20 protein-coding genes are annotated in these 18,817 nt (G+C 40.6%); 8 read left to right on the top strand and 12 right to left on the bottom strand.

Features of this window, described 5'->3' with window-relative positions; all coding sequences use genetic code 11:
• The first annotated feature begins 83 nt into the window (after positions 1 to 83).
• A complete protein-coding gene (locus tag B9T36_RS05955; protein WP_086208602.1) occupies positions 84 to 1,463 on the top strand; it encodes a WS/DGAT/MGAT family O-acyltransferase in 1,380 nt (459 codons plus the stop codon).
• A 62-nt stretch (positions 1,464 to 1,525) separates the two neighbouring features.
• Here the strand turns inward: B9T36_RS05955 and B9T36_RS19030 are convergent, their stop codons facing one another.
• The 6 genes from B9T36_RS19030 to B9T36_RS05985 all read right to left on the bottom strand — a co-directional run bounded on the left by B9T36_RS19030 (position 1,526) and on the right by B9T36_RS05985 (position 6,275).
• On the bottom strand, positions 1,526 to 1,699 hold the full coding sequence (locus B9T36_RS19030; RefSeq protein ID WP_086208603.1) for a PA1571 family protein: 174 nt from the start codon (positions 1,697 to 1,699) through the stop codon (positions 1,526 to 1,528).
• A gap of 131 nt (positions 1,700 to 1,830) precedes the next feature.
• Positions 1,831 to 3,285 (bottom strand): ribonuclease G, encoded by a 1,455-nt coding sequence (gene rng, locus B9T36_RS05965; protein WP_086208604.1) that lies wholly within the window; start codon positions 3,283 to 3,285, stop codon positions 1,831 to 1,833.
• A 38-nt stretch (positions 3,286 to 3,323) separates the two neighbouring features.
• The gene (locus tag B9T36_RS05970) at positions 3,324 to 3,890 is read right to left on the bottom strand and encodes a Maf family nucleotide pyrophosphatase (RefSeq protein WP_086208605.1); all 567 of its coding nucleotides are present in this window, start codon (positions 3,888 to 3,890) and stop codon (positions 3,324 to 3,326) included.
• Entirely contained in the window at positions 3,878 to 4,369 is a 492-nt protein-coding gene (mreD, locus tag B9T36_RS05975) for a rod shape-determining protein MreD (protein ID WP_086208606.1), read from the bottom strand. The genes B9T36_RS05970 and mreD overlap by 13 nt, the downstream gene beginning before the upstream one ends.
• Complete coding sequence (mreC, locus tag B9T36_RS05980; protein WP_086208607.1) at positions 4,356 to 5,213, bottom strand: rod shape-determining protein MreC; 858 nt, start codon at positions 5,211 to 5,213, stop codon at positions 4,356 to 4,358. Before mreC ends, mreD begins: the two co-directional genes overlap by 14 nt.
• Before the next feature lie 15 nt (positions 5,214 to 5,228).
• Positions 5,229 to 6,275, bottom strand: a complete 1,047-nt coding sequence (locus B9T36_RS05985) for a rod shape-determining protein (protein WP_086208608.1) — start codon at positions 6,273 to 6,275, stop codon at positions 5,229 to 5,231.
• Between the two features lie 133 nt (positions 6,276 to 6,408).
• Between B9T36_RS05985 and gatC the strand changes: the two genes are divergently transcribed.
• The 6 genes from gatC (at position 6,409) to B9T36_RS06020 (ending at position 12,751) form a co-directional block, all read left to right on the top strand.
• The gene (gatC, locus tag B9T36_RS05990; RefSeq protein WP_004694671.1) at positions 6,409 to 6,723 is read left to right on the top strand and encodes an Asp-tRNA(Asn)/Glu-tRNA(Gln) amidotransferase subunit GatC; all 315 of its coding nucleotides are present in this window, start codon (positions 6,409 to 6,411) and stop codon (positions 6,721 to 6,723) included.
• A gap of 53 nt (positions 6,724 to 6,776) precedes the next feature.
• Positions 6,777 to 8,255, top strand: coding sequence for an Asp-tRNA(Asn)/Glu-tRNA(Gln) amidotransferase subunit GatA (gene gatA / locus B9T36_RS05995; protein ID WP_086208609.1), 1,479 nt, complete (start codon positions 6,777 to 6,779; stop codon positions 8,253 to 8,255).
• Positions 8,255 to 9,742 (top strand): Asp-tRNA(Asn)/Glu-tRNA(Gln) amidotransferase subunit GatB, encoded by a 1,488-nt coding sequence (gene gatB / locus B9T36_RS06000; RefSeq protein ID WP_086208610.1) that lies wholly within the window; start codon positions 8,255 to 8,257, stop codon positions 9,740 to 9,742. Before gatA ends, gatB begins: the two co-directional genes overlap by 1 nt.
• A gap of 59 nt (positions 9,743 to 9,801) precedes the next feature.
• Complete coding sequence (locus tag B9T36_RS06005; RefSeq protein WP_086208611.1) at positions 9,802 to 11,139, top strand: FRG domain-containing protein; 1,338 nt, start codon at positions 9,802 to 9,804, stop codon at positions 11,137 to 11,139.
• Between the two features lie 336 nt (positions 11,140 to 11,475).
• Entirely contained in the window at positions 11,476 to 11,949 is a 474-nt protein-coding gene (locus tag B9T36_RS06015) for a hypothetical protein (RefSeq protein WP_086208613.1), read from the top strand.
• Between the two features lie 223 nt (positions 11,950 to 12,172).
• Complete coding sequence (locus B9T36_RS06020; protein ID WP_086208614.1) at positions 12,173 to 12,751, top strand: DJ-1/PfpI family protein; 579 nt, start codon at positions 12,173 to 12,175, stop codon at positions 12,749 to 12,751.
• A 116-nt stretch (positions 12,752 to 12,867) separates the two neighbouring features.
• On the opposite strand, the gene B9T36_RS06025 is transcribed toward B9T36_RS06020, so the two are convergent.
• The 5 genes from B9T36_RS06025 to sbmA form a co-directional block, all read right to left on the bottom strand.
• Positions 12,868 to 13,467 (bottom strand): hypothetical protein, encoded by a 600-nt coding sequence (locus tag B9T36_RS06025; RefSeq protein ID WP_086208615.1) that lies wholly within the window; start codon positions 13,465 to 13,467, stop codon positions 12,868 to 12,870.
• A 157-nt stretch (positions 13,468 to 13,624) separates the two neighbouring features.
• The gene (locus tag B9T36_RS06030) at positions 13,625 to 14,143 is read right to left on the bottom strand and encodes a hypothetical protein (RefSeq protein WP_086208616.1); all 519 of its coding nucleotides are present in this window, start codon (positions 14,141 to 14,143) and stop codon (positions 13,625 to 13,627) included.
• A gap of 114 nt (positions 14,144 to 14,257) precedes the next feature.
• The gene (locus tag B9T36_RS06035; protein WP_086208617.1) at positions 14,258 to 15,121 is read right to left on the bottom strand and encodes a hypothetical protein; all 864 of its coding nucleotides are present in this window, start codon (positions 15,119 to 15,121) and stop codon (positions 14,258 to 14,260) included.
• Positions 15,122 to 15,180: 59 nt separating this feature from the next.
• Positions 15,181 to 16,236, bottom strand: coding sequence for a hypothetical protein (locus B9T36_RS06040; RefSeq protein WP_086208618.1), 1,056 nt, complete (start codon positions 16,234 to 16,236; stop codon positions 15,181 to 15,183).
• A 140-nt stretch (positions 16,237 to 16,376) separates the two neighbouring features.
• Positions 16,377 to 17,570 (bottom strand): peptide antibiotic transporter SbmA, encoded by a 1,194-nt coding sequence (gene sbmA / locus B9T36_RS06045; RefSeq protein WP_086208619.1) that lies wholly within the window; start codon positions 17,568 to 17,570, stop codon positions 16,377 to 16,379.
• A gap of 452 nt (positions 17,571 to 18,022) precedes the next feature.
• Between sbmA and B9T36_RS06050 the strand changes: the two genes are divergently transcribed.
• A complete protein-coding gene (locus B9T36_RS06050) occupies positions 18,023 to 18,217 on the top strand; it encodes a hypothetical protein (RefSeq protein ID WP_086208620.1) in 195 nt (64 codons plus the stop codon).
• Between the two features lie 169 nt (positions 18,218 to 18,386).
• Here B9T36_RS06050 and B9T36_RS19155 read toward each other — a convergent pair whose 3' ends face one another.
• Complete coding sequence (locus tag B9T36_RS19155) at positions 18,387 to 18,809, bottom strand: YbaN family protein (RefSeq protein ID WP_119064250.1); 423 nt, start codon at positions 18,807 to 18,809, stop codon at positions 18,387 to 18,389.
• Between the last annotated feature and the right edge of the window lie 8 nt (positions 18,810 to 18,817).

Here is an 18,817-nt window from a genome sequence, read left to right on the forward strand (position 1 = left end):
GATATACTAACCTTAAGTTATATAATTCTAACAAGATTGCTCAGATAAGAGCCGTCAGATATTGCAGTGAGGCAATCTAGACTATGCGTCCATTACATCCGATTGACTTTATTTTTTTATCACTTGAAAAGCGCCAGCAACCCATGCATGTCGGTGGATTATTCTTATTCCAAATTCCCGAAAATGCACCAGCCAGCTTCATTCAAAATTTAGTAGCGGATATTCGTAATTCAAAATCTATTCCTATCCCCCCGTTTAACAATAAACTGAATGGCCTATTTTGGGATGAAGATGAAGAATTTGATCTTGACCATCATTTTCGCCATATTGCACTTCCCAAACCTGGTCGTATCCGCGAACTCCTGACTTATATTTCACAAGAACACAGCAGTTTGATCGACCGTGCAAAACCATTATGGACCTGCCATATCATTGAAGGAATTGAGGGTAACCGTTTTGCCATGTATTTCAAAATTCACCATGCAATGGTGGATGGAATTGCAGGTATGCGGTTGGTTGAGAAATCCTTATCACATGATCCAAACATCAAAAGCATCGTACCGCCTTGGTGTGTTGAAGGACCACGCGCTAAACGCTTGAAAGAGGATAAAGCAAGTCGATTTAAAAAGATTATGAATGGTGTGGTTGGACAGCTTGAATCTACCCCACGTGTCATGTATGAACTGTCTCAAACAGTGATGAAAGATATGGGGCGTAATCCCGATTACGTTTCAAGTTTCCAAGCGCCAAGCTCCATTTTAAACCAACGCGTCAGCTCTTCACGTCGCTTTGCAGCACAGTCTTTTGAATTTGACCGTTTACGCCATATCTCTAAAAGTCTGGGTGTCACAATTAATGACATCGTACTGGCTGTTTGTTCAGGTGCACTGCGTGAATATTTATTATCGCAAGATGCGTTACCTAAAAAACCACTGATTGCAATGGTTCCTGCATCTGTACGTGATGATGATTCATCTATGTCGAATCGTATTACGATGATCTTGGCAAACTTAGGCACACATAAAGAAGATCCATTAGAACGCTTAAACATCGTCCGTCGTAGCGTACAAAATGCAAAAGAAAAGTTCAAACGTATGAACTCAAATCAAATTTTGAACTATAGTGCATTTGTATATAGTGCGGCAGGTCTGAATATAGCCTCAGGCCTATTGCCTAAACGCCAAGCCTTTAATTTGGTGATCTCGAATGTACCAGGACCACGTGAGCCACTGTACTGGAACGGGGCACGTCTCGATGCATTGTACCCTGCTTCGATCATTTTAGATGGTCAGGCACTCAATATCACCATGACTAGTTATTTAGATAAACTTGAGGTCGGTTTGACCGCGTGTCGCAATGCTTTGCCGAAAATGCAAAACTTATTGACTCACTTAGAAGAAGAAATCCAACGTTTCGAAGCGATTGTGGGGGTTGAAAACCCAAAGTTACAAGCGGTCAGTTGATACCGCAGAACCCATCAAAAACTGAATAAATGACATAAAACTAAGGGGCTTGGATAAGCCCCTTAGTTTTTAATGCTACGACATTGTTTTAATAGTTGATGACATGCAGTTCGAATCATGGCAGTGGTAATTTGTACTTCCTTACCTTGCTCGTCCAGAATATATGCATTATGCGTCACTTTCGTATCCAATAAATGTTTCAAACTAGGTTGAATAATTGCTTCTCTAACACCCATATCACACCTCATTTGCTAAACCTATTTGGTAGAATAAGCTTTGGCTATTTCCGTGTTCCTAGTATTCAAAATCTACAGTCGAAAGTAAAATTTCAGTTGTAACAACTATTTAACCATATATTGTTACAATTTCAGCTCAGAATGATATCGTATTGCTCTTGCGTATATAAATTTTCAACCTGAAATTTAATCACACGACCAATAAAATGCTCCAGATCCGCGACTGCTGGCGCTTCTGCGGTTAACAAGCGGTCAATCACGGATGGATGAGCAACGACAGTAAAGCCAGTCTGAGACTGATAGGCGCGTGTATAACGCATGATTTCTCGAAAGATTTCGTAACATACCGACTCTGCTGTTTTCACATATCCACGCCCCTGACAGGTCGGGCAAGATTCACATAATAAGTGTTCTAATGATTCACGTGTTCGCTTACGTGTCATTTCCACTAGACCCAGCTCTGATACCTGCGTGATTTTGGTTTTGGCATGGTCTTGCTCAAGCATCCGCTCAAACTGAGTCATCACTTCAGTACGATGCTCCTGCTCTTGCATGTCAATAAAGTCGATAATAATAATACCGCCTAAATTGCGCAGTCTCAGCTGACGAGCAATCACCTGTGTCGCTTCCATATTGGTTTTAAACACAGTGTCTTCTAAAGAGCGACCACCCACATAGGAGCCCGTATTGACGTCAATCGTGGTCATGGCCTCGGTCTGGTCAATCATCAAATAACCGCCTGACTTCAGCGCAACACGCGTTTGCAGAGCTTTTTGAATATCTTCTTCTACATTATATAAATCGAAGATTGGACGCTCACCCGGATAGTGAATCAAACGCTCTTTAATATTCGGCACAAATTCTTCAACAAACTCTTTGAGCTTGCCGTGAATTTCACGTGAGTCGACCGAAATTTTAGCAGTTTTTTCGCTTGCAAGATCTCGGATAATCCGCTGCGGTAAAGGTAGCTCTTCAAAAATTAACGATGGCACCGCAATACTAATCTGCTTGCGCTGGATAAACTCCCATAGCTTTGCCAAATAAGCCATATCTTGGGCAATGGCCGCTTCTTCAATACCATCTGCCGCAGTACGAACAATCACAGAACCTGGAAGCTTATGTTCTGCTTGAATTCGCTCAATCATAGAGCGTAAACGGTCACGCTCTGCCTCAGACTCTATTCGTTGCGAAACACCCGTATGGTTCCCATAAGGCATTAAAACCAAATAACGAGAAGGAATAGAGAGATCTGTTGAAAGGCGGGCACCCTTCGTTCCCAACATATCTTTCATGACTTGAACAGTAAGAATTTGTCCCGGTTGCAAAAGCTCAAACACATTCGGAATCGGCTGATTACGTGGCCAAACCATATCATTGATATGCAAAAAAGCAGTTCGTGACAGTCCAATATCAACAAAAGCAGCTTGCATACCCGGAAGAACGCGCACCACTTTACCTTTATAAATATTACCCACTAACCCACGTTTTACCGTACGCTCAACAAATAACTCATTGACCGTGCCGTTTTCAATCAACGCGACGCGACATTCCATAGGCGTGACGTTAATTAATAACTCGTCAGACATAACAAACTCAAAACATTATAAAAAATCTTTTGAGACAGTTAATTTAGTGCCTTAACTGCCCGTAATAACTGTACCGTTTCATACAACGGTAAACCCACCACATTGCTATAGCTTCCCTCAATACGTGGAATATAGCGTGCTGCAATGCCTTGTATGGCATAGGCTCCCGCCTTGCCAAGGGGTTCATGTGTTGCCCAATATGCTTCCATATCTTTAGGGCTTAAGTGCTGAAATTCGACTTCAGTACGAACTACTATACTTGAAATTTGTGCATTTGTACGAACACAAACACCTGTATAAACATCATGCTTACGTCCCGAAATTTTTTCCCACATTTCAAAAGCATGTTGTTTCGATTCAGGTTTACCCAAAATCTCTTGATCGACTCCTAAGCTGGTATCGGCAGCGATCACGATCGCATCTGGATAACGAACTTGCACAGCCTCAGCTTTGGCACAAGCCAGTCGCTCTACATAATGAGCGACCAATTCGCCTGTTTGTATCGACTCATCAATATCTGGGCTGTAAATATCAAAAACTAGGCCAAGCTGCTCAAGCAACTCACGACGGCGAGGCGAACTTGACGCTAAAATTAAATGCGCCATTTTTTTAGGAAGAAATATAAAATGGGAAAGGTCAAAACACTACTCAACAGGGGTTGCCAATGACGGGCAATCGAAAACTGCGCCCCGATCATAATTTGCGCGATCCATGTCATAAATAAATGTGCGACAACAGCCAAAGCCGTGATCACCCAGATATTTGCAAACGTCATAATCCGACGTTCTCGGGTTAAAAAACGTGAGACAAAAGTAATCAGCACAAAACTGAGCGCATTTAAACCTAAGGGTGCATCGAGCAATAAATCGGTGAAAATACCCACAGCAAAGGCGAACCAAATTCCACACCATGTCGGCTGACACAGCACCCAAAACAGCATGACCATCATCATAAACAATGGACGCCAACCAGAGAGCGTATAAGACAGTGGATAGACCATCAACACCGAAGCAATGATCACCGAAAAAATGATCGGAAATAATGGATCACGCTGTTTGGCAGCACGAAGTTTAGCGATCGGCATGCGGTTGCTCCATCGCTAAAGAATCGGAAAATAACACAACGACATGATGTCCACCCGCTAGCTGTGCGGCAGGTACCACATCTATTTGAGCAAACTCACCTGAATTATGACGACTGATTTTTGAAATCGTACCCACCAAATAACCCGCTGGGAAATGCTCACCAAGACCTGAGCTATACACTTTTTCACCCACTTTAATTTCGGCACTGGTCGGGACATATTCCATTTTCAAATGCCCTAAATCTCCCGTACCCGAAACAATCGCTCGCATACCCGAGCGTTCTAAACGGACTGAAAGTGAATGTTCTTTATCTGAAAGCAACATCACACGGCTACTATGTGGATAGACATTGATAATCTGCCCCATAATGCCTTTGTCATCGAGCACCGTCTGCCCTACTTTTAACTGACTGTTGGCACCACGGTTAATCACAATAATATGACGCAGTGGATCAGCATCGGTTCCAATGACTTCTGCAATCTCCATACGACCATCAATGATTAACGGGGTATCTAACAAACCACGCAAACGGGTATTTTCCGCAGATAGTTCAGATAATTTTTGTAAACGTACCTGTGCCTGTAACAGTTCAGCTTGCATCGCGGTATTTTCACGGCGCAGTTGAGCCTCAGACTTGGTTTGTTGATTCAGCCACTCTCGCGATAACACGGGATAACTTGCTACAGCATAAATTGGATTATAAGCGGCGTACAAGACATCTCTTGCAGGTTGAATCACATGCGGCATGCGCCAGTTAAAAAACAGCACAACCAAACATGTGATCACTGCAATGATAAATGAGCGAAAAGATGGCGGTTGTCTGGAAAACAGATTTGTTTGCACCCGCCGATTCCTTTATTAGCCTACAAATAACATGTCGTGATTTGGATTATCGAAGAACTCCAAAACTTTACCACCACCACGAGTGACACACGTTAAAGGATCTTCTGCAACCACCACAGGTAAGCCCGTTTCTTGCGCAAGAAGTTTGTCGAGGTTACGTAGTAATGCACCACCACCTGTCAACACAATACCGCGTTCAGCGATGTCTGAAGACAGCTCAGGAGGCGTTTGCTCAAGTGCAGATTTCACAGCCGAGACAATACTTTGTAGAGGATCAGAAATCGCTTGCGTGATTTCGTCCGAAGTTACATTAATGGCACGTGGCACACCTTCAGCAAGGTTGCGACCGCGAACTTCAATCTCAAGCGTTTTAGCATCAGGCTCGGGTAAAGCCATACCCACTTCTTTCTTGATAATTTCTGCAGTGGTTTCACCAATCACACAACCATGAGCCTTACGTACGTAGTTAATGATTTGTTCATCAAATACATCACCGCCAATACGTAGTGAGTCAGCATAGACACAACCTTGTAATGAAATGATCGCAATTTCAGTTGTACCACCACCGACATCCACCACCATCGAGCCACATGCTTGCTCAACTGGCATACCTGCACCAATTGCAGCGGCCATTGGTTCTTCAATCAAACGAACATCACGTGCGCCTGCATTAAATACAGCTTCACGAATAGCACGACGCTCAACCAAAGTTGATTTGCAAGGCACACACACCACAACACGCGGTGCAGGTGGGAACAGACGTTTTTCATGTACTTTACCAATAAATTGGTTCAGCATGGTTTCAGTCACTTCAAAATCGGCAATCACACCATCCTTCATTGGACGAATGGCAGAGATATTCGCAGGGGTACGGCCTAGCATTTGCTTTGCATCAAGACCTACTGCGGCAACGATTTTTTGTGAACCACTGTGACGAATTGCCACAACTGTCGGTTCATTTAATATAATGCCTCGTCCTGGTGCATAAATAAGTGTATTTGCTGTACCTAAATCAATGGCTAGATCGGGCGAAAACAAGCCAATTAGTCTTTTTAGAATCACGGAGACGTTCTCGATTAAACTTTATGTGGACGCAAGGTGGCAACTTTAACTAAATGTGATGATTTGAACAAGTCAATCGCTTATTATAACGCACGATATTTTGAAATTTTTTAATACTGACTCAGGTGATGTTATGTCTACATCGGATGCACAGCATTCTGCAGATTTAAATGCACAAACAGTTTCAGCAATCGCCAATCTTGCTCGATTGTCGCTAGATGATACGCAATCTGCTGAATATGCTCAAAGTCTAAATAAAATTTTAGGCATGATGGAAACCTTAAAAGGTATCGACACCGATGGTGTTGAGCCGCTTAAAAGCCCATTTGATCACCCACAACCCTTACGTGAAGATGTGGTTTCAGAAACCAATCATCGTGATGAATATCAAGCCATTGCACCGCAAGTGCAAGATGGTTTGTACCTTGTTCCTCGCGTGATTGAATAATTTCTATTCAGTTAAACCATTATTTTGTAAAAATTAACGTAAAGACATTTCTCATGACAGATTTACATCGCTTATCGATTCGTGAACTCTCTGAGGGTTTAGCTGGGGCTAAATTTTCATCTCGCGAACTGACTGAACATTATTTAAAGCGCATTGCAAAGCTAGATACACAAGTTAAATCTTATGTAACCGTAACTGCAGAACAAGCGCTGGCACAAGCCGATGCTGCCGATGCCGCAATTAAAGCAGGCACAGCAACCGCATTGACAGGTGTGCCCATTGCACACAAAGACATTTTTTGTACCCAAGGCATTAAAACCACTGCGGGTTCAAAAATGTTGGATAACTTTATCTCTCCTTACGACGCCACTGTTGTAGCGAAAGGCAAAGCCGCGGGTCTAGTCACTTTAGGTAAAGTGAACATGGACGAATTTGCAATGGGTTCAACCTCTGAGAACTCATTCTATGGCGCTACAGCAAACCCTTGGAACTTAGGTCATGTACCGGGTGGTTCTTCAGGCGGTTCTGCGGCAGCGGTTGCAGCGGACCTTGCTCCATTTGCAACGGGTACAGACACAGGTGGTTCTATTCGCCAACCTGCATCATTCTGTGGCTTAACGGGTCTTAAACCAAGTTATGGCCGTGTGTCGCGCTTCGGGATGATTGCGTATGCATCATCACTCGATCAGGGCGGGCCAATGGCACGTTCGGCTGAAGACTGTGCCTACCTCATGAATGTGATGGCAGGTCATGACGCGAAAGACTCAACATCGGTTGAAAAAAACGTTGATGACTATGTGGCGAATTTAAACGGCACATCTGTTAAAGGTCTACGCATTGGTATTCCAAAGCAATACTTCAATGTCGCTGGTTTAGATGCAGACGTGAAAGCACGTGTTGAAGAATCATTGAAAAAATTGGAAGAGATGGGCGCGATCCTAGTTGAGATTGATCTCAACATGACTGAAGCTTATGTTCCAACCTATTACCTGATTGCACCTGCTGAAGCGTCATCGAACTTGTCTCGTTACGATGGCGTACGCTATGGCTACCGTGCAGAGAACCCAGTTGACCTGATGGACTTATACAAGCGTTCACGTTCTGAAGGTTTTGGTGCAGAAGTACAGCGTCGTATCTTGATTGGTACGTATGCGTTGTCTGCGGGTTACTACGATGCGTACTATGTTAAAGCTCAAAAAGTCCGTCGCCTGATTCAACAAGACTTCTTAAAAGCGTTTGAATCCGTGGATGTGATTGCTGCACCTGCTGCACCAACCACGGCTTATAAAATTGGCGCGAACTTGTCCCCAGTTGAAATGTACTTGGGTGACATTTACACCATCGCGGTTAACCTTGCAGGTCTTCCTGCGATTAATGCACCTGTTGGTTTTGACAAAGACAACTTACCTGTGGGCTTACAGCTGATTGGTAACTATTGGTCAGAATCTCAACTGTTGTCTGTGGTACATCAGTACCAACAAGCGACGGATTGGCATACGAAACGTGCGGCAATTGCTGAGGAGAATGCATAATGGCCCAAAACAATGGTAAGAATGCTGCTAAACCAAAGTCGTTATTAATTGACGGTTGGGAAGTCGTGATCGGGATCGAGATTCACACTCAGCTTGCGACCCAATCTAAAATCTTCTCAGGTTCTTCAACTGAATTTGGTCAAGACCCAAATACACAAGCCAGCCTCGTTGACTTGGCAATGCCGGGTGTACTGCCTGTATTGAATAAAGAAGTGGTGGATTTAGCCATTCGCTTTGGTTTGGGGATTGATGCTTACATCGACCAAGCGTCTGTGTTTGCACGTAAGAACTACTTCTACCCTGACTCTCCAAAAGGCTACCAAATCAGCCAAATGGATAACCCGATTGTGGGCTTGGGTCATATCGACATTCAACTTGAAGATGGTACGGTAAAGCGCATTGGCGTAACGCGTGCTCACCTTGAGGAAGATGCAGGTAAATCGATCCATGACCAATTTGAAGGTATGTCAGGCATCGACTTAAACCGTGCAGGTACACCTTTGCTTGAAATCGTGTCTGAACCTGATATGCGTTCGGTTGAAGAAGCGGTGGCTTATATCAAATCGATTCACACTTTAGTGCGTTGGTTAGGTATTTCTGACGGTAACATGGCAGAAGGTTCATTCCGTGCTGACTGTAACGTGTCGTTACGTCGTCCGGGTCAACCGTTCGGTACACGTTGTGAGTTGAAAAACCTCAACTCGTTCCGTTTCATTGAACAAGCGATCAATGTTGAAATTGAACGCCAAATGGAAATTTTGGAATGGGATGGCACGATTGACCAAGAAACGCGTCTATTCGACCCTGTGAAGATGGAAACACGTTCGATGCGTTCGAAAGAAGAAGCGAATGACTATCGCTACTTCCCAGACCCGGATTTGTTGCCTGTGATTATTTCAGATGCTCAAATTGAATCGGCTCGTGCTGCATTACCTGAGCTTCCTGCGGCACGTCGTGAGCGTTTCGTAGCGGACTTTGGTGTCACTGAGTATGATGCGCATGTGTTGACGTTGACCCGCGAAATGTCAGACTTTTATGAAGTGGTTGTGGCTGCTGCTGGCGGCGCGGCTCAAGGTAAAGTGTCTGCAAACTGGGTCATGGGCGAGTTCTCTGGTGCTTTAAATAAAGCGGGCTTGGAACTAGCAGACTCTCCTGTTTCTGCTGAAAAGCTTGGCGGCATGGTTGCACGTATCGTGGATAATACCATTAGCGGTAAGATTGCGAAGCAAGTGTTCGGCTTTATGTGGGATGAAGGTAAAACTGCGGACGAAATTATTGCGGAAAAAGGCTTGAAGCAGGAAACTGATACAGGCGCGATTGAAGCGATTATTAAAGACGTTCTTGCTGCCAACGAGAAGATGGTTGAAGAGTTTAAATCTGGTAAAGAGAAAGCTTTCAATGGTCTTGTCGGTCAAGTGATGAAAGCGTCTAAGGGTAAAGCTAACCCTGGTCAAGTGAATGAATTGATGAAAAAATTGATTGGTTGATTTATTCGCTAATGAATTGATTCCATGTTATAAAAACCTCGCTTAATGCGGGGTTTTTTATGAAACATTCAATTATCTATATATCTACAACATCATCTTATTTAGAACAAATAATCGACAAAAAACGATTAAGAATCTTTGCTGGAGACTTTATTCTCAACCATGCTTCTGAAGAAGTACAAATTTTTTATAAAGTTTTGGATGATGAAACACTTAGAGAATTAAGTAACTTACCCCTAATCATCAACGATGATTCTAATATCTTACGTATTCTAAAAATTAAAAAAGCTATTTATGATTCTAAAAACTCTATAATTGAAATTACATTTCATGAGAGTCTTACTGAGCATCCCAAAAGAAACGACGTTTTGGAAATAGATAAAATTAAAGAATTCAAAAGAGGTGAAAGTAATATAATTGTTCAAATAATTACAGCGGAATTATCTGATTTTATTTGGCAATTAACCGATAATTATGACAAAGATGATTTCGAAAAATCTCAAAAGCAGTTTGTTGATAAAATAACCAAAAACAATGAAAGAAATTATAGTAACGTAGAAACACTACCCTCTTTTTTTGACCAATTAGCCATTATTCTAAAAAGTAATCAATATCAATACTTTAAAGAACGATTTTTTAGAGGACACTCCTCTATCAGATATCGCTTAGAGCCATCAAATTATAGATTCCATTCGGGCAAAAGAATATATCTTGATAACGAAGATAAACTATTTCGAGAATTAATCATCAATGAACCAATACATTTTCAAAATGATAAAAATGCATTAGAAATTTTAACAAGAATGCAACATTTTGGGTTGCCGACGAGACTATTAGATGTAACCTTGAATCCCCTAACTGCCTTATATTTTGCTTGTAGTAGCAAGGATAGTGAGGATGGTGAAGTAATTATAATTTTACCTAATCAAAATAACATTAAATATTATGATTCTGATACTGTTAGCTGCCTAACAAATTTAGCAAAAATGAATATGCATGACAAAAATGATATAGAAAATTATTTGCTAACGAAACCGACACCTAAAAAACTTAATTACAGAAAAACATCGCATAAAAAATTTCTACATTTCATTAAAGAAGATAAACCTTATTTTCAAAATTTAATCAACACTAGTGATTTAACCCGCATCGTATGCATCAAAAGTAAATTAAACAATGAAAGAATTGCAGCTCAAACAGGTGCTTTTTTATTATTTGGTATAAAATCTAGAATGAATGAAAAATCTGATTACAATTATAAAATTCATAGAATACGTATTAATAAAGGTTCTAAAGCAAACATCTTAAAAGAGCTTGATCTAGTGAACATTAATTCAAGAACTATTTACCCAACTCTAGAGAATACAGCTAAGTATCTATTAGAGAAATATAAATGACCATCAAAAAAGTGTCCTCTATCGCCAAACTCGAAGACTTAGGACGTATTCAACTTTCAAAGTCATTCTTTATGCGCGACTTCCAATACCCTCATCCCCCGCCTTCTCCCACTGGGAGAAGGAGCTTTCATTGTAAATTTGATAGCACCATATATTTAATAATGAATGTCCCCTCTCCTTTTTAAGGAGAGGGTTAGGGAGAGATATTTAAAAATTCAAAACTCTGATTCGTAAAAGGATAGCTAAAACTACCTATCTAATTCCCAAAATCTACTACACTAACCACCATCTATTACTTTAAAACCATAACCATTTTCAAAAAATCAAAGGACAAAAATGAAAACAGCTATCCTCACACTTTCTACCCTTACCTTCCTCAGCACCACCGCATTTGCAGAAACCAAACCCGCAGTTCCAGCGAAAGAAGCCAGCCAAATCTTTAAAGCTGCAGGCTTTTCAAAAACAAAACATGGCTGGGAAGGTAGCTGCGACACAGGTGAAATCACCACATACAAAGACCTCAATGGTGACAGTCTAAAAGACGCAGTCATTTCAGACTACAGCACCATGTGCTATGGCAACACAGGTATCGGTTACCATATCGTTACTCAGCAAAAAACTGGAACTTGGAAACTCATTTTTGAAAACATGGGCATCCCTACTTTTCTAAAAACCAAAGGAAAAGACGGCTGGCCAGATATTGAAAATGGTGGCCCCGGATTTTGTTTTGCTGTTTACCGCTGGAATGGTCAAAAATATGATGTCAACCGTTATGAATATCAGGGCAAAGCGTGCACATTAGACTATTAATACATCAGCATAGTAAATTTCATATCAATGAATATATAAACTGATTGATTTAACAAGCTTTTACAGACAGTTAAAACGCCTCAATTACTTGGGGCTTTTTTATAAAAATGACGTCAGCTATACGACTAAAGAGCACTAAATGACTTAAAAATGACATCGTAACTGTGCTAATTTAGATCAAAATTGAATATAAATATGCACAAACAATAAAGAGGGTTTAAAGATGTCAAAACAAATTTTAATGCTCGTGGGTGACTATGCCGAAGACTATGAAACGATGGTGCCTTTTCAGTTCTTAACGGGTCTCGGTTATACCGTACACGCAGTCTGCCCCGATAAAAATGAGGGCGAAAGCATCGCTACAGCCATTCATGACTTTGAAGGTGAGCAGACCTATAGTGAAAAACGCGGTCATAATTTTACCATTAATTACAACTTTGAAGCGGTACACACTGCGGACTATGTCGGTTTAGTCATTCCCGGTGGTCGTGCGCCTGAATACTTACGTATGAATGAACGTATCCTTGAAATCGTACGTGAGTTTGATACTGCGAAAAAACCAATTGCAGCGGTTTGTCATGGTGCACAAATTCTTGCGGCAGCCGATGTACTCAAAGGTCGTACTTGTTCAGCTTACCCTGCGTGCGCAGCCGAGGTGAAACTAGCAGGCGGGACTTATGCGGACATTGAAGTGACAGAAGCTGTAACCGATGGGCACTTGATCACAGCGCCTGCTTGGCCTGCACACCCTGCTTGGATGGCGCAGTTTATTCAAGCTTTAGGGGCGACTGTGACGATTTAATTGTCTTGTTCTTCAAATGAATATTTTATGATATGCCCTATCATCTTTTTAGATTCAAAAATAAAAAAGCTCCTTCGATTCAAGGAGCTTTTTTAAGCGCTGTTCTTTTTAAATGACTACAAACCTTCGAGTTGGGCATCACATCCCGCCCATTCATTTACATAATTTAAAGATCTAAGTGGTTTTAGTTCAACCCTTTCACCAGTGGACATGATTTCATTGATTGCCAAAGAACACTGCATTCCGCCAGCGTTATCCAATAACTCATAATTTTTATTTGTTGCAAATTTATAAACCGCATTTACGCTACAACCACGCAACTCTACGCCATTGTGGTAACTTTTATATGCACTAATTGCTAAAAAACGTTCAGCAGGTACTTTAAACTCAGCAAAATTAATTTCAGCCGGCGGAAAAGGCATGTCTAATAATTTTTGTTTATACTTAATCTGACTGCTTTGCATTTGTTCTTTAAATGATCCCATACTTTCTACTTCGGGTAACATTTGGAAGTTTGGCTGCATTGAAGTCATACACCCATTTGGGTATAAACGTACGCCAAAGTTATTTTTATTTTCAATCCGAAGCTTTGCTGTGTGCTCAGCATTAGAGTCTTGATATAACTTGAGACCTAACATTTTTTTCGATTGATTCACCATTCCTGCACTACAACCAACTAATCCCAAGACTAAAAAGCCAATCACTATTTTTTTCATCTATTGTAAAAATCAATTAAAAATTCACATCAAATACTAGCAAATATAATTAGTTACACAACTTATAATTCTATTTATAAATGATATTTTGATCTTCCGAATAAAAAACCTCTTTGGAGAGAGGCTTTATGATTCTTAGATTAGCATTTAAATACAACTACCTCGTCACACCCAACTTATTCCAAATTTCTGGGGTTAAAAAAGTCGTGACCAATTTATTCAAATCCACATAGCGCAGCACACCTTGTAACTGCCCTTTCACTTCAGGATTCTTTAAAATTTCCTCACCCGTAATCTGTCCAAGTTCCTGAAAGCTATCTCCAACCGCTTGTATGCCTTCAGCTTGAATCACAGCTTTGGTCTGGGCTGAACATTGCTCCACCAAAATGCGTTGTAAAACCTGGGCGAGGTTTTTATCTAGCTGTGTACGCTGTGCATCGGTGACATTGCTATACACTTTCAAATCTGGATGTGCCGCCAATGCCGCAAACGTCCACTGTAACACGGTGGTTTTATCTGTTGCTGTCGTTGACTTCACCAAACAATTACTCAGTTGGTCGACTGTGGTACTGGCTGTTGCAACTTGGACTGAACTACACAATGCTACTGCCAAAACAGCATGACGAAAAATAGCAGAAGACCGACCACGTAAAATGCTTAAAACAGGCTGTGACATAAACTCAACTCCAATCAACAATTGCATTCTTTGTATCACAAAGCCCGTCAATCAGCCTGTTATGGAACTGTAAAATTACCGCGTAATTGAAGCAAAAAGATAAAGTCGCTTCATTCAAGTGATATCTATATTCAACTCAGCAGATTCAAACGCATCGAGCTGTGGATGAATGGTCGGGCATGCGTTCCAAAACCAATAGAAGTAACCTTTGGGATCAAGCAGAGTATGCATCTGTATCATAGATTGACCGCTTTCGGCCTTCCAACACGCTAAAGCAGCATTACGGTTATTATGTAAATCGACAAATTCAGGGGCGACTTGCTTTGGCATTTCAGGAATATAAAGCGCGTCGCCATATTCCACCCACAAATCAGCCAAGTAAATTTTTCGATCTTTAGGAAAATAGCGTCCTACTGAAATCACCAACGGTAATTGATTGGGGTCGGTCGAAGCAAATACATGCGGAAAATCATGATGTTCCAAGTCTGTGATGACAAAAGGATATAAGGTTTTCTCGGTCAAATTAGCCTGAGATGAATCGTAAGGAAAAAAGTGACCTGCCATCATGCCATAACGATATTCAATTTGAGATAGCATCTGCTCTGTTGCGACAACTGCAATCGCTTGTCCTGCTTTGACTAAAGTCATACCAAATGCAGCGGCCGTTTCAGGCGTGGCTTTGAGTGGCATAAACTCAAAAGTGTTTCCTGCGAACGCAAGCTGAGTTTGTTCCCCCCAATCGGTTTGGATCGTTTCAATCTCTTCAGGCACAGCATATACATGCCCCATACTCATACTGGCATTGGTCGATGATGCAGAAATGAGTTCAATAGCATCTGACAGATCAGCTAAAAACACAGGAGTCCCACCATTATTGTAAAAATATGGTTGAGCAGAAATATCAACGTCTATTTCTTGCAAAGTCTGATCTAACAAAGGTGCAGTAAAATAGGTGGCTGGGTTTGTGACATGACTCATGATCTAGTTCCTTTGGTTTAGATGCCCACATGAAGTCCTGTCAAAAACAGCCGAAAATATTACTTCATTTGTTTGAGCATATTTTTAGCACCTGTATGGTTATGGTTTTTGGCTAAGTTCTGCAACACGTACTTTGCCTGCCCTTTAGGGTTAGAAAAACGACTGCTATAACTTGGGATACTGGTTAAACAACGTGCAACTAATATGCCTGATTCGGTATAAACATTTGAGGCATCTGAACCTGGTAAACGCCCATAGTTATATGCGCGTTGTGCATTATTGCAAGCAGTGACTTGGTTGCGACCACTGTTAATATCACGGCGAGCTGCCACATACAGTTTGGTCTGTTGCTGTTGTGGTGTTTCTACAGCTTTGTTGACCTTAGGTTGTTCTTCGACTTTAGTTTCCTTTTTGCTCTCCACTTCTTTTTTCGGCTCTTCTTTTTTCACCTCTGACTTTGTCTGCGGAGCTTTGGTCACCGTTTTCTTCGTTACAGTACTAGGGGTGGTATTTCTTGGTGCTTGTCCATGTTCAGCCAAGACTTTAGTTTGTAGATTCACCACACGAGTATCATTGGAACTTGGTAGCTTACGTTCAGACAAAGCCTCTATGCTGACTTGCCACTGCTCACCATTTTTAAGTTGACAACGAAAAGTACCCGTTCCCTGTTTTAAACTGTTATAAGTGCGAAGTAACTTTTTCGCCCACGGATCTTTCACTAAGCTAAAACTACTTTTTTGTGTCTGAGTAAAACGTCCACCATGGGCTTGGCAATACTGACTGAACATGGTTCGTGGATAGAGCACCTCAATGTCTTTTTCATTTTGTACACCCACTTTGTGGTACACATATTCTTTGCTGCTTTTGTCAGTATCATTAATTTTTCGTTCTACAATGAGTTCTTGTGGTGATGCAATATTTGTAAACGGTTCTTGTGCTATATTTCCCAGACTAGTACAGCCCTGTAACACACTCCCCAAAACCCCAAATACCCATAAAATTTTATAATTCACTACGACTTTACTCTTAAACACCCGCATAAAAACATTAGCGGAAAGATCATAAAATAACAAACTCAAACTACTGTTTTTATTATTTATTTTAGCTTGATGAATACATCAAAATGATGTGTTTTATGATAAATTCAACACCATTTAATCAATTTAGTTTGAACCATACAACACAAGTTATAGACAAAACGATGCTTGAGCACATAAAAAAACCTGCCCTAGAGGCAGGTTTAAAAACAATGCGTTTATTCGTCAAGTGTCGACTCAAAAGCTTTCAAACGTTTATAAATCGAAAGTAGCTCAATAATGGTTTTCCATGACATGATGAGATATTGAAATGACTCACGGACTTTATCAAATACATTACCAATTTGATTGATTAAACCAAGAGTCATTTTCCCGGCTGCAATCGCAGGAAATAGCACAACAAGACTATATAAAATGTCCAATTGTTTATACCAAGTTGCCACTAAGTTGAAATAAGCATAGTGAAAATACAAACGGAAATAGTTTTTACGTACCCGACTAAATAGTTCAGTCAATGTCGCGGGTTGAGCACGATCTGCATGATCTTCCCCATAAACCAATTCTTTACGATACGCAGCTTCAACTTTTTGGTTATTAAACTCTAAACCTGGTAGTTTGCTTCCCACCACCATTAACAGAACTGTACCAAAAATAGCCCAAATAATGGCCGCCCACACTAAAGAATGCTTTACTTCACCAACGACAGGTAGCTCTGGTACATGTTTCGATAACTCGAACAAAATTGGAAGAAAAGCCACCAATACCATTACTGCTTTGATCAACTCTACGCCCAAATCTTCCATAATCGTGGCAAAACGCATGGTGTCTTCTTGTACACGTTGTGATGCCCCCTCGATATGACGCAATTTTTCCCAACGCTCGGTGTAATATTCATTCATCGCTGTACGCCACCGGAACACATAGTGACTGGTAAAAAAGGCATTGATAACCGCGAAAGTCACTGCAATCATGGCAATATACAAGAAAGTTAAAGTCCCCATATAGAGTTCTTTGATATTACCTCCTTTACCCAGCATGCCTTGAATCGTATCCCAAAAAGGACCGTACCAAGCATTGATTGCAACACTCACTTGTACACCAAACCAAATGTTAAACAGAATAAATGCAGAACCCCAGATCGACCATCTTTGCCACTTATTGTCTGAAAAAAAACGCCAGAACGAGGCAAAGAGTGCTGTTGCTATAAAAAACCATAGGTAAAACCAAAGAAAGGAAGACGACCAAAAACGGCTTACACCAATAGGCAGTTCAGCTGTTGCATATCCTTGTGGCCATCCTATAGCACTTCCCCATGTGTTGCCTCCCGTATACCACAGTACGACATTGATCACAGACCACAGTAATACTGAAAGGAAGAACCATTTAGGGCTTGGGAAAAATGACTTAAACATGAACGATGTATATCCCTTTTATTTTTAAGGTATGCAATCCCTGCATACTAATCCTTATTTCTTAATTTAGTACAATCGCATTACAGCAAGTTTGTACACTTTACTTATCCTGATTTGGTTATACGTTATTTTATTTAGATACAAATCTACAAGACCTCATCTAGATATTTTTATAACCCCGAAGTCAAAATCCAGTTAAATCAAATAATATCAATAATTTAAACACAAATATCTGAGCATTCTTTGCACTTAGATGTTTTTTGTCTGCTGTAGGTTTCTTTGGCCCTAAAGTGAAAGCTATTCTTTAGATTTAAAATTCCTATGTATATAAAAATGCGCCAAGCTTATCTTTCGATTACTTTTTGATTTCATGGATAAAAGATCATTTTTACACACATAAAAATTACTTCATGTTAGTATCGAGACATTAAAAAAATTGTTGGGTCTGTTCCATGGAAACACTAGTACTTGAACTGATAAAACCACTAACACTGACAAAAGAAGACTTTCCGCCCATTAACTTTGAAGAAGGCACCATTTTAAAAGTCATCATGAAAACCCCAACGGGTTACCTTGTGACAGCGGATTCACGTTTTAATTTTACTGTCTCTTATGATGATGAAAATCAAATCTGGCAGAAGCTCTAGTTTAAGCCTCTTCTCTTAGAAAAATAAAATTTACTCAAGCTGATAAAAATAAACATTCATCTTTTTTATAGATTTAAAACTGATTATTTTTATTAAAATTTGGGTTCTTCATACCCTATCAGCACATGAATAGCGTGCTGATAGTTTTCTACACTTATTGATTTTATGATTATTTTTTCCACCAAATCCAAATTTGCACAGCGATCATAATAATAATTGCAATACCGACAAAATAAGGATGTGGTACTTTCCAAAGCATAAGTCCAGCAGCAAGACTCATACTCAACAAAGAAAGTATTTTCGCTTTTGTCGGTAAGGTTTTATGTTCTTTCCATTGTTGTAAAATAGGACCAATAACCCGATTCTGTACAATCCAACGATGTAAACGCGCCGAACCTTTAGCGGCAAAAATAGTGGCTAAAAAATAAAAATCAAAAGTAGGTAAACCAGGAATAATGATTCCTAATGTGCCTATAGCCAAACAGACCCAAGCAAGCCCAATACACACCCAACGTACCCAAATTGATTTTGCAAGATTTGAATCTGAGTCATCCTTAGGTTTGGATATTGAACTTAACTCGGTATTTTGCATGTCTGCCT

Source organism: Acinetobacter sp. ANC 4204 (assembly GCF_002135205.1).
Taxonomy (GTDB): domain Bacteria; phylum Pseudomonadota; class Gammaproteobacteria; order Pseudomonadales; family Moraxellaceae; genus Acinetobacter.

What these genes read in the sequence shown, in the direction of transcription:
- gatA (WP_086208609.1), top strand. Translation starts at nt 6,777, where the DNA reads ATGACAGATTTACATCGCTTATCGATTCGTGAACTCTCTGAGGGTTTA.
- B9T36_RS06015 (WP_086208613.1), top strand. Translation starts at nt 11,476, where the DNA reads ATGAAAACAGCTATCCTCACACTTTCTACCCTTACCTTCCTCAGCACC.
- B9T36_RS05955 (WP_086208602.1), top strand. Translation starts at nt 84, where the DNA reads ATGCGTCCATTACATCCGATTGACTTTATTTTTTTATCACTTGAAAAG.
- B9T36_RS06025 (WP_086208615.1), bottom strand. Translation starts at nt 13,467, where the DNA reads ATGAAAAAAATAGTGATTGGCTTTTTAGTCTTGGGATTAGTTGGTTGT.
- B9T36_RS19030 (WP_086208603.1), bottom strand. Translation starts at nt 1,699, where the DNA reads ATGGGTGTTAGAGAAGCAATTATTCAACCTAGTTTGAAACATTTATTG.
- sbmA (WP_086208619.1), bottom strand. Translation starts at nt 17,570, where the DNA reads ATGTTTAAGTCATTTTTCCCAAGCCCTAAATGGTTCTTCCTTTCAGTA.
- B9T36_RS19155 (WP_119064250.1), bottom strand. Translation starts at nt 18,809, where the DNA reads ATGCAAAATACCGAGTTAAGTTCAATATCCAAACCTAAGGATGACTCA.
- B9T36_RS05970 (WP_086208605.1), bottom strand. Translation starts at nt 3,890, where the DNA reads ATGGCGCATTTAATTTTAGCGTCAAGTTCGCCTCGCCGTCGTGAGTTG.
- B9T36_RS06020 (WP_086208614.1), top strand. Translation starts at nt 12,173, where the DNA reads ATGTCAAAACAAATTTTAATGCTCGTGGGTGACTATGCCGAAGACTAT.
- mreD (WP_086208606.1), bottom strand. Translation starts at nt 4,369, where the DNA reads ATGCCGATCGCTAAACTTCGTGCTGCCAAACAGCGTGATCCATTATTT.
- B9T36_RS06050 (WP_086208620.1), top strand. Translation starts at nt 18,023, where the DNA reads ATGGAAACACTAGTACTTGAACTGATAAAACCACTAACACTGACAAAA.
- gatB (WP_086208610.1), top strand. Translation starts at nt 8,255, where the DNA reads ATGGCCCAAAACAATGGTAAGAATGCTGCTAAACCAAAGTCGTTATTA.
- gatC (WP_004694671.1), top strand. Translation starts at nt 6,409, where the DNA reads ATGTCTACATCGGATGCACAGCATTCTGCAGATTTAAATGCACAAACA.
- B9T36_RS06005 (WP_086208611.1), top strand. Translation starts at nt 9,802, where the DNA reads ATGAAACATTCAATTATCTATATATCTACAACATCATCTTATTTAGAA.
- rng (WP_086208604.1), bottom strand. Translation starts at nt 3,285, where the DNA reads ATGTCTGACGAGTTATTAATTAACGTCACGCCTATGGAATGTCGCGTC.
- B9T36_RS06030 (WP_086208616.1), bottom strand. Translation starts at nt 14,143, where the DNA reads ATGTCACAGCCTGTTTTAAGCATTTTACGTGGTCGGTCTTCTGCTATT.
- B9T36_RS06035 (WP_086208617.1), bottom strand. Translation starts at nt 15,121, where the DNA reads ATGAGTCATGTCACAAACCCAGCCACCTATTTTACTGCACCTTTGTTA.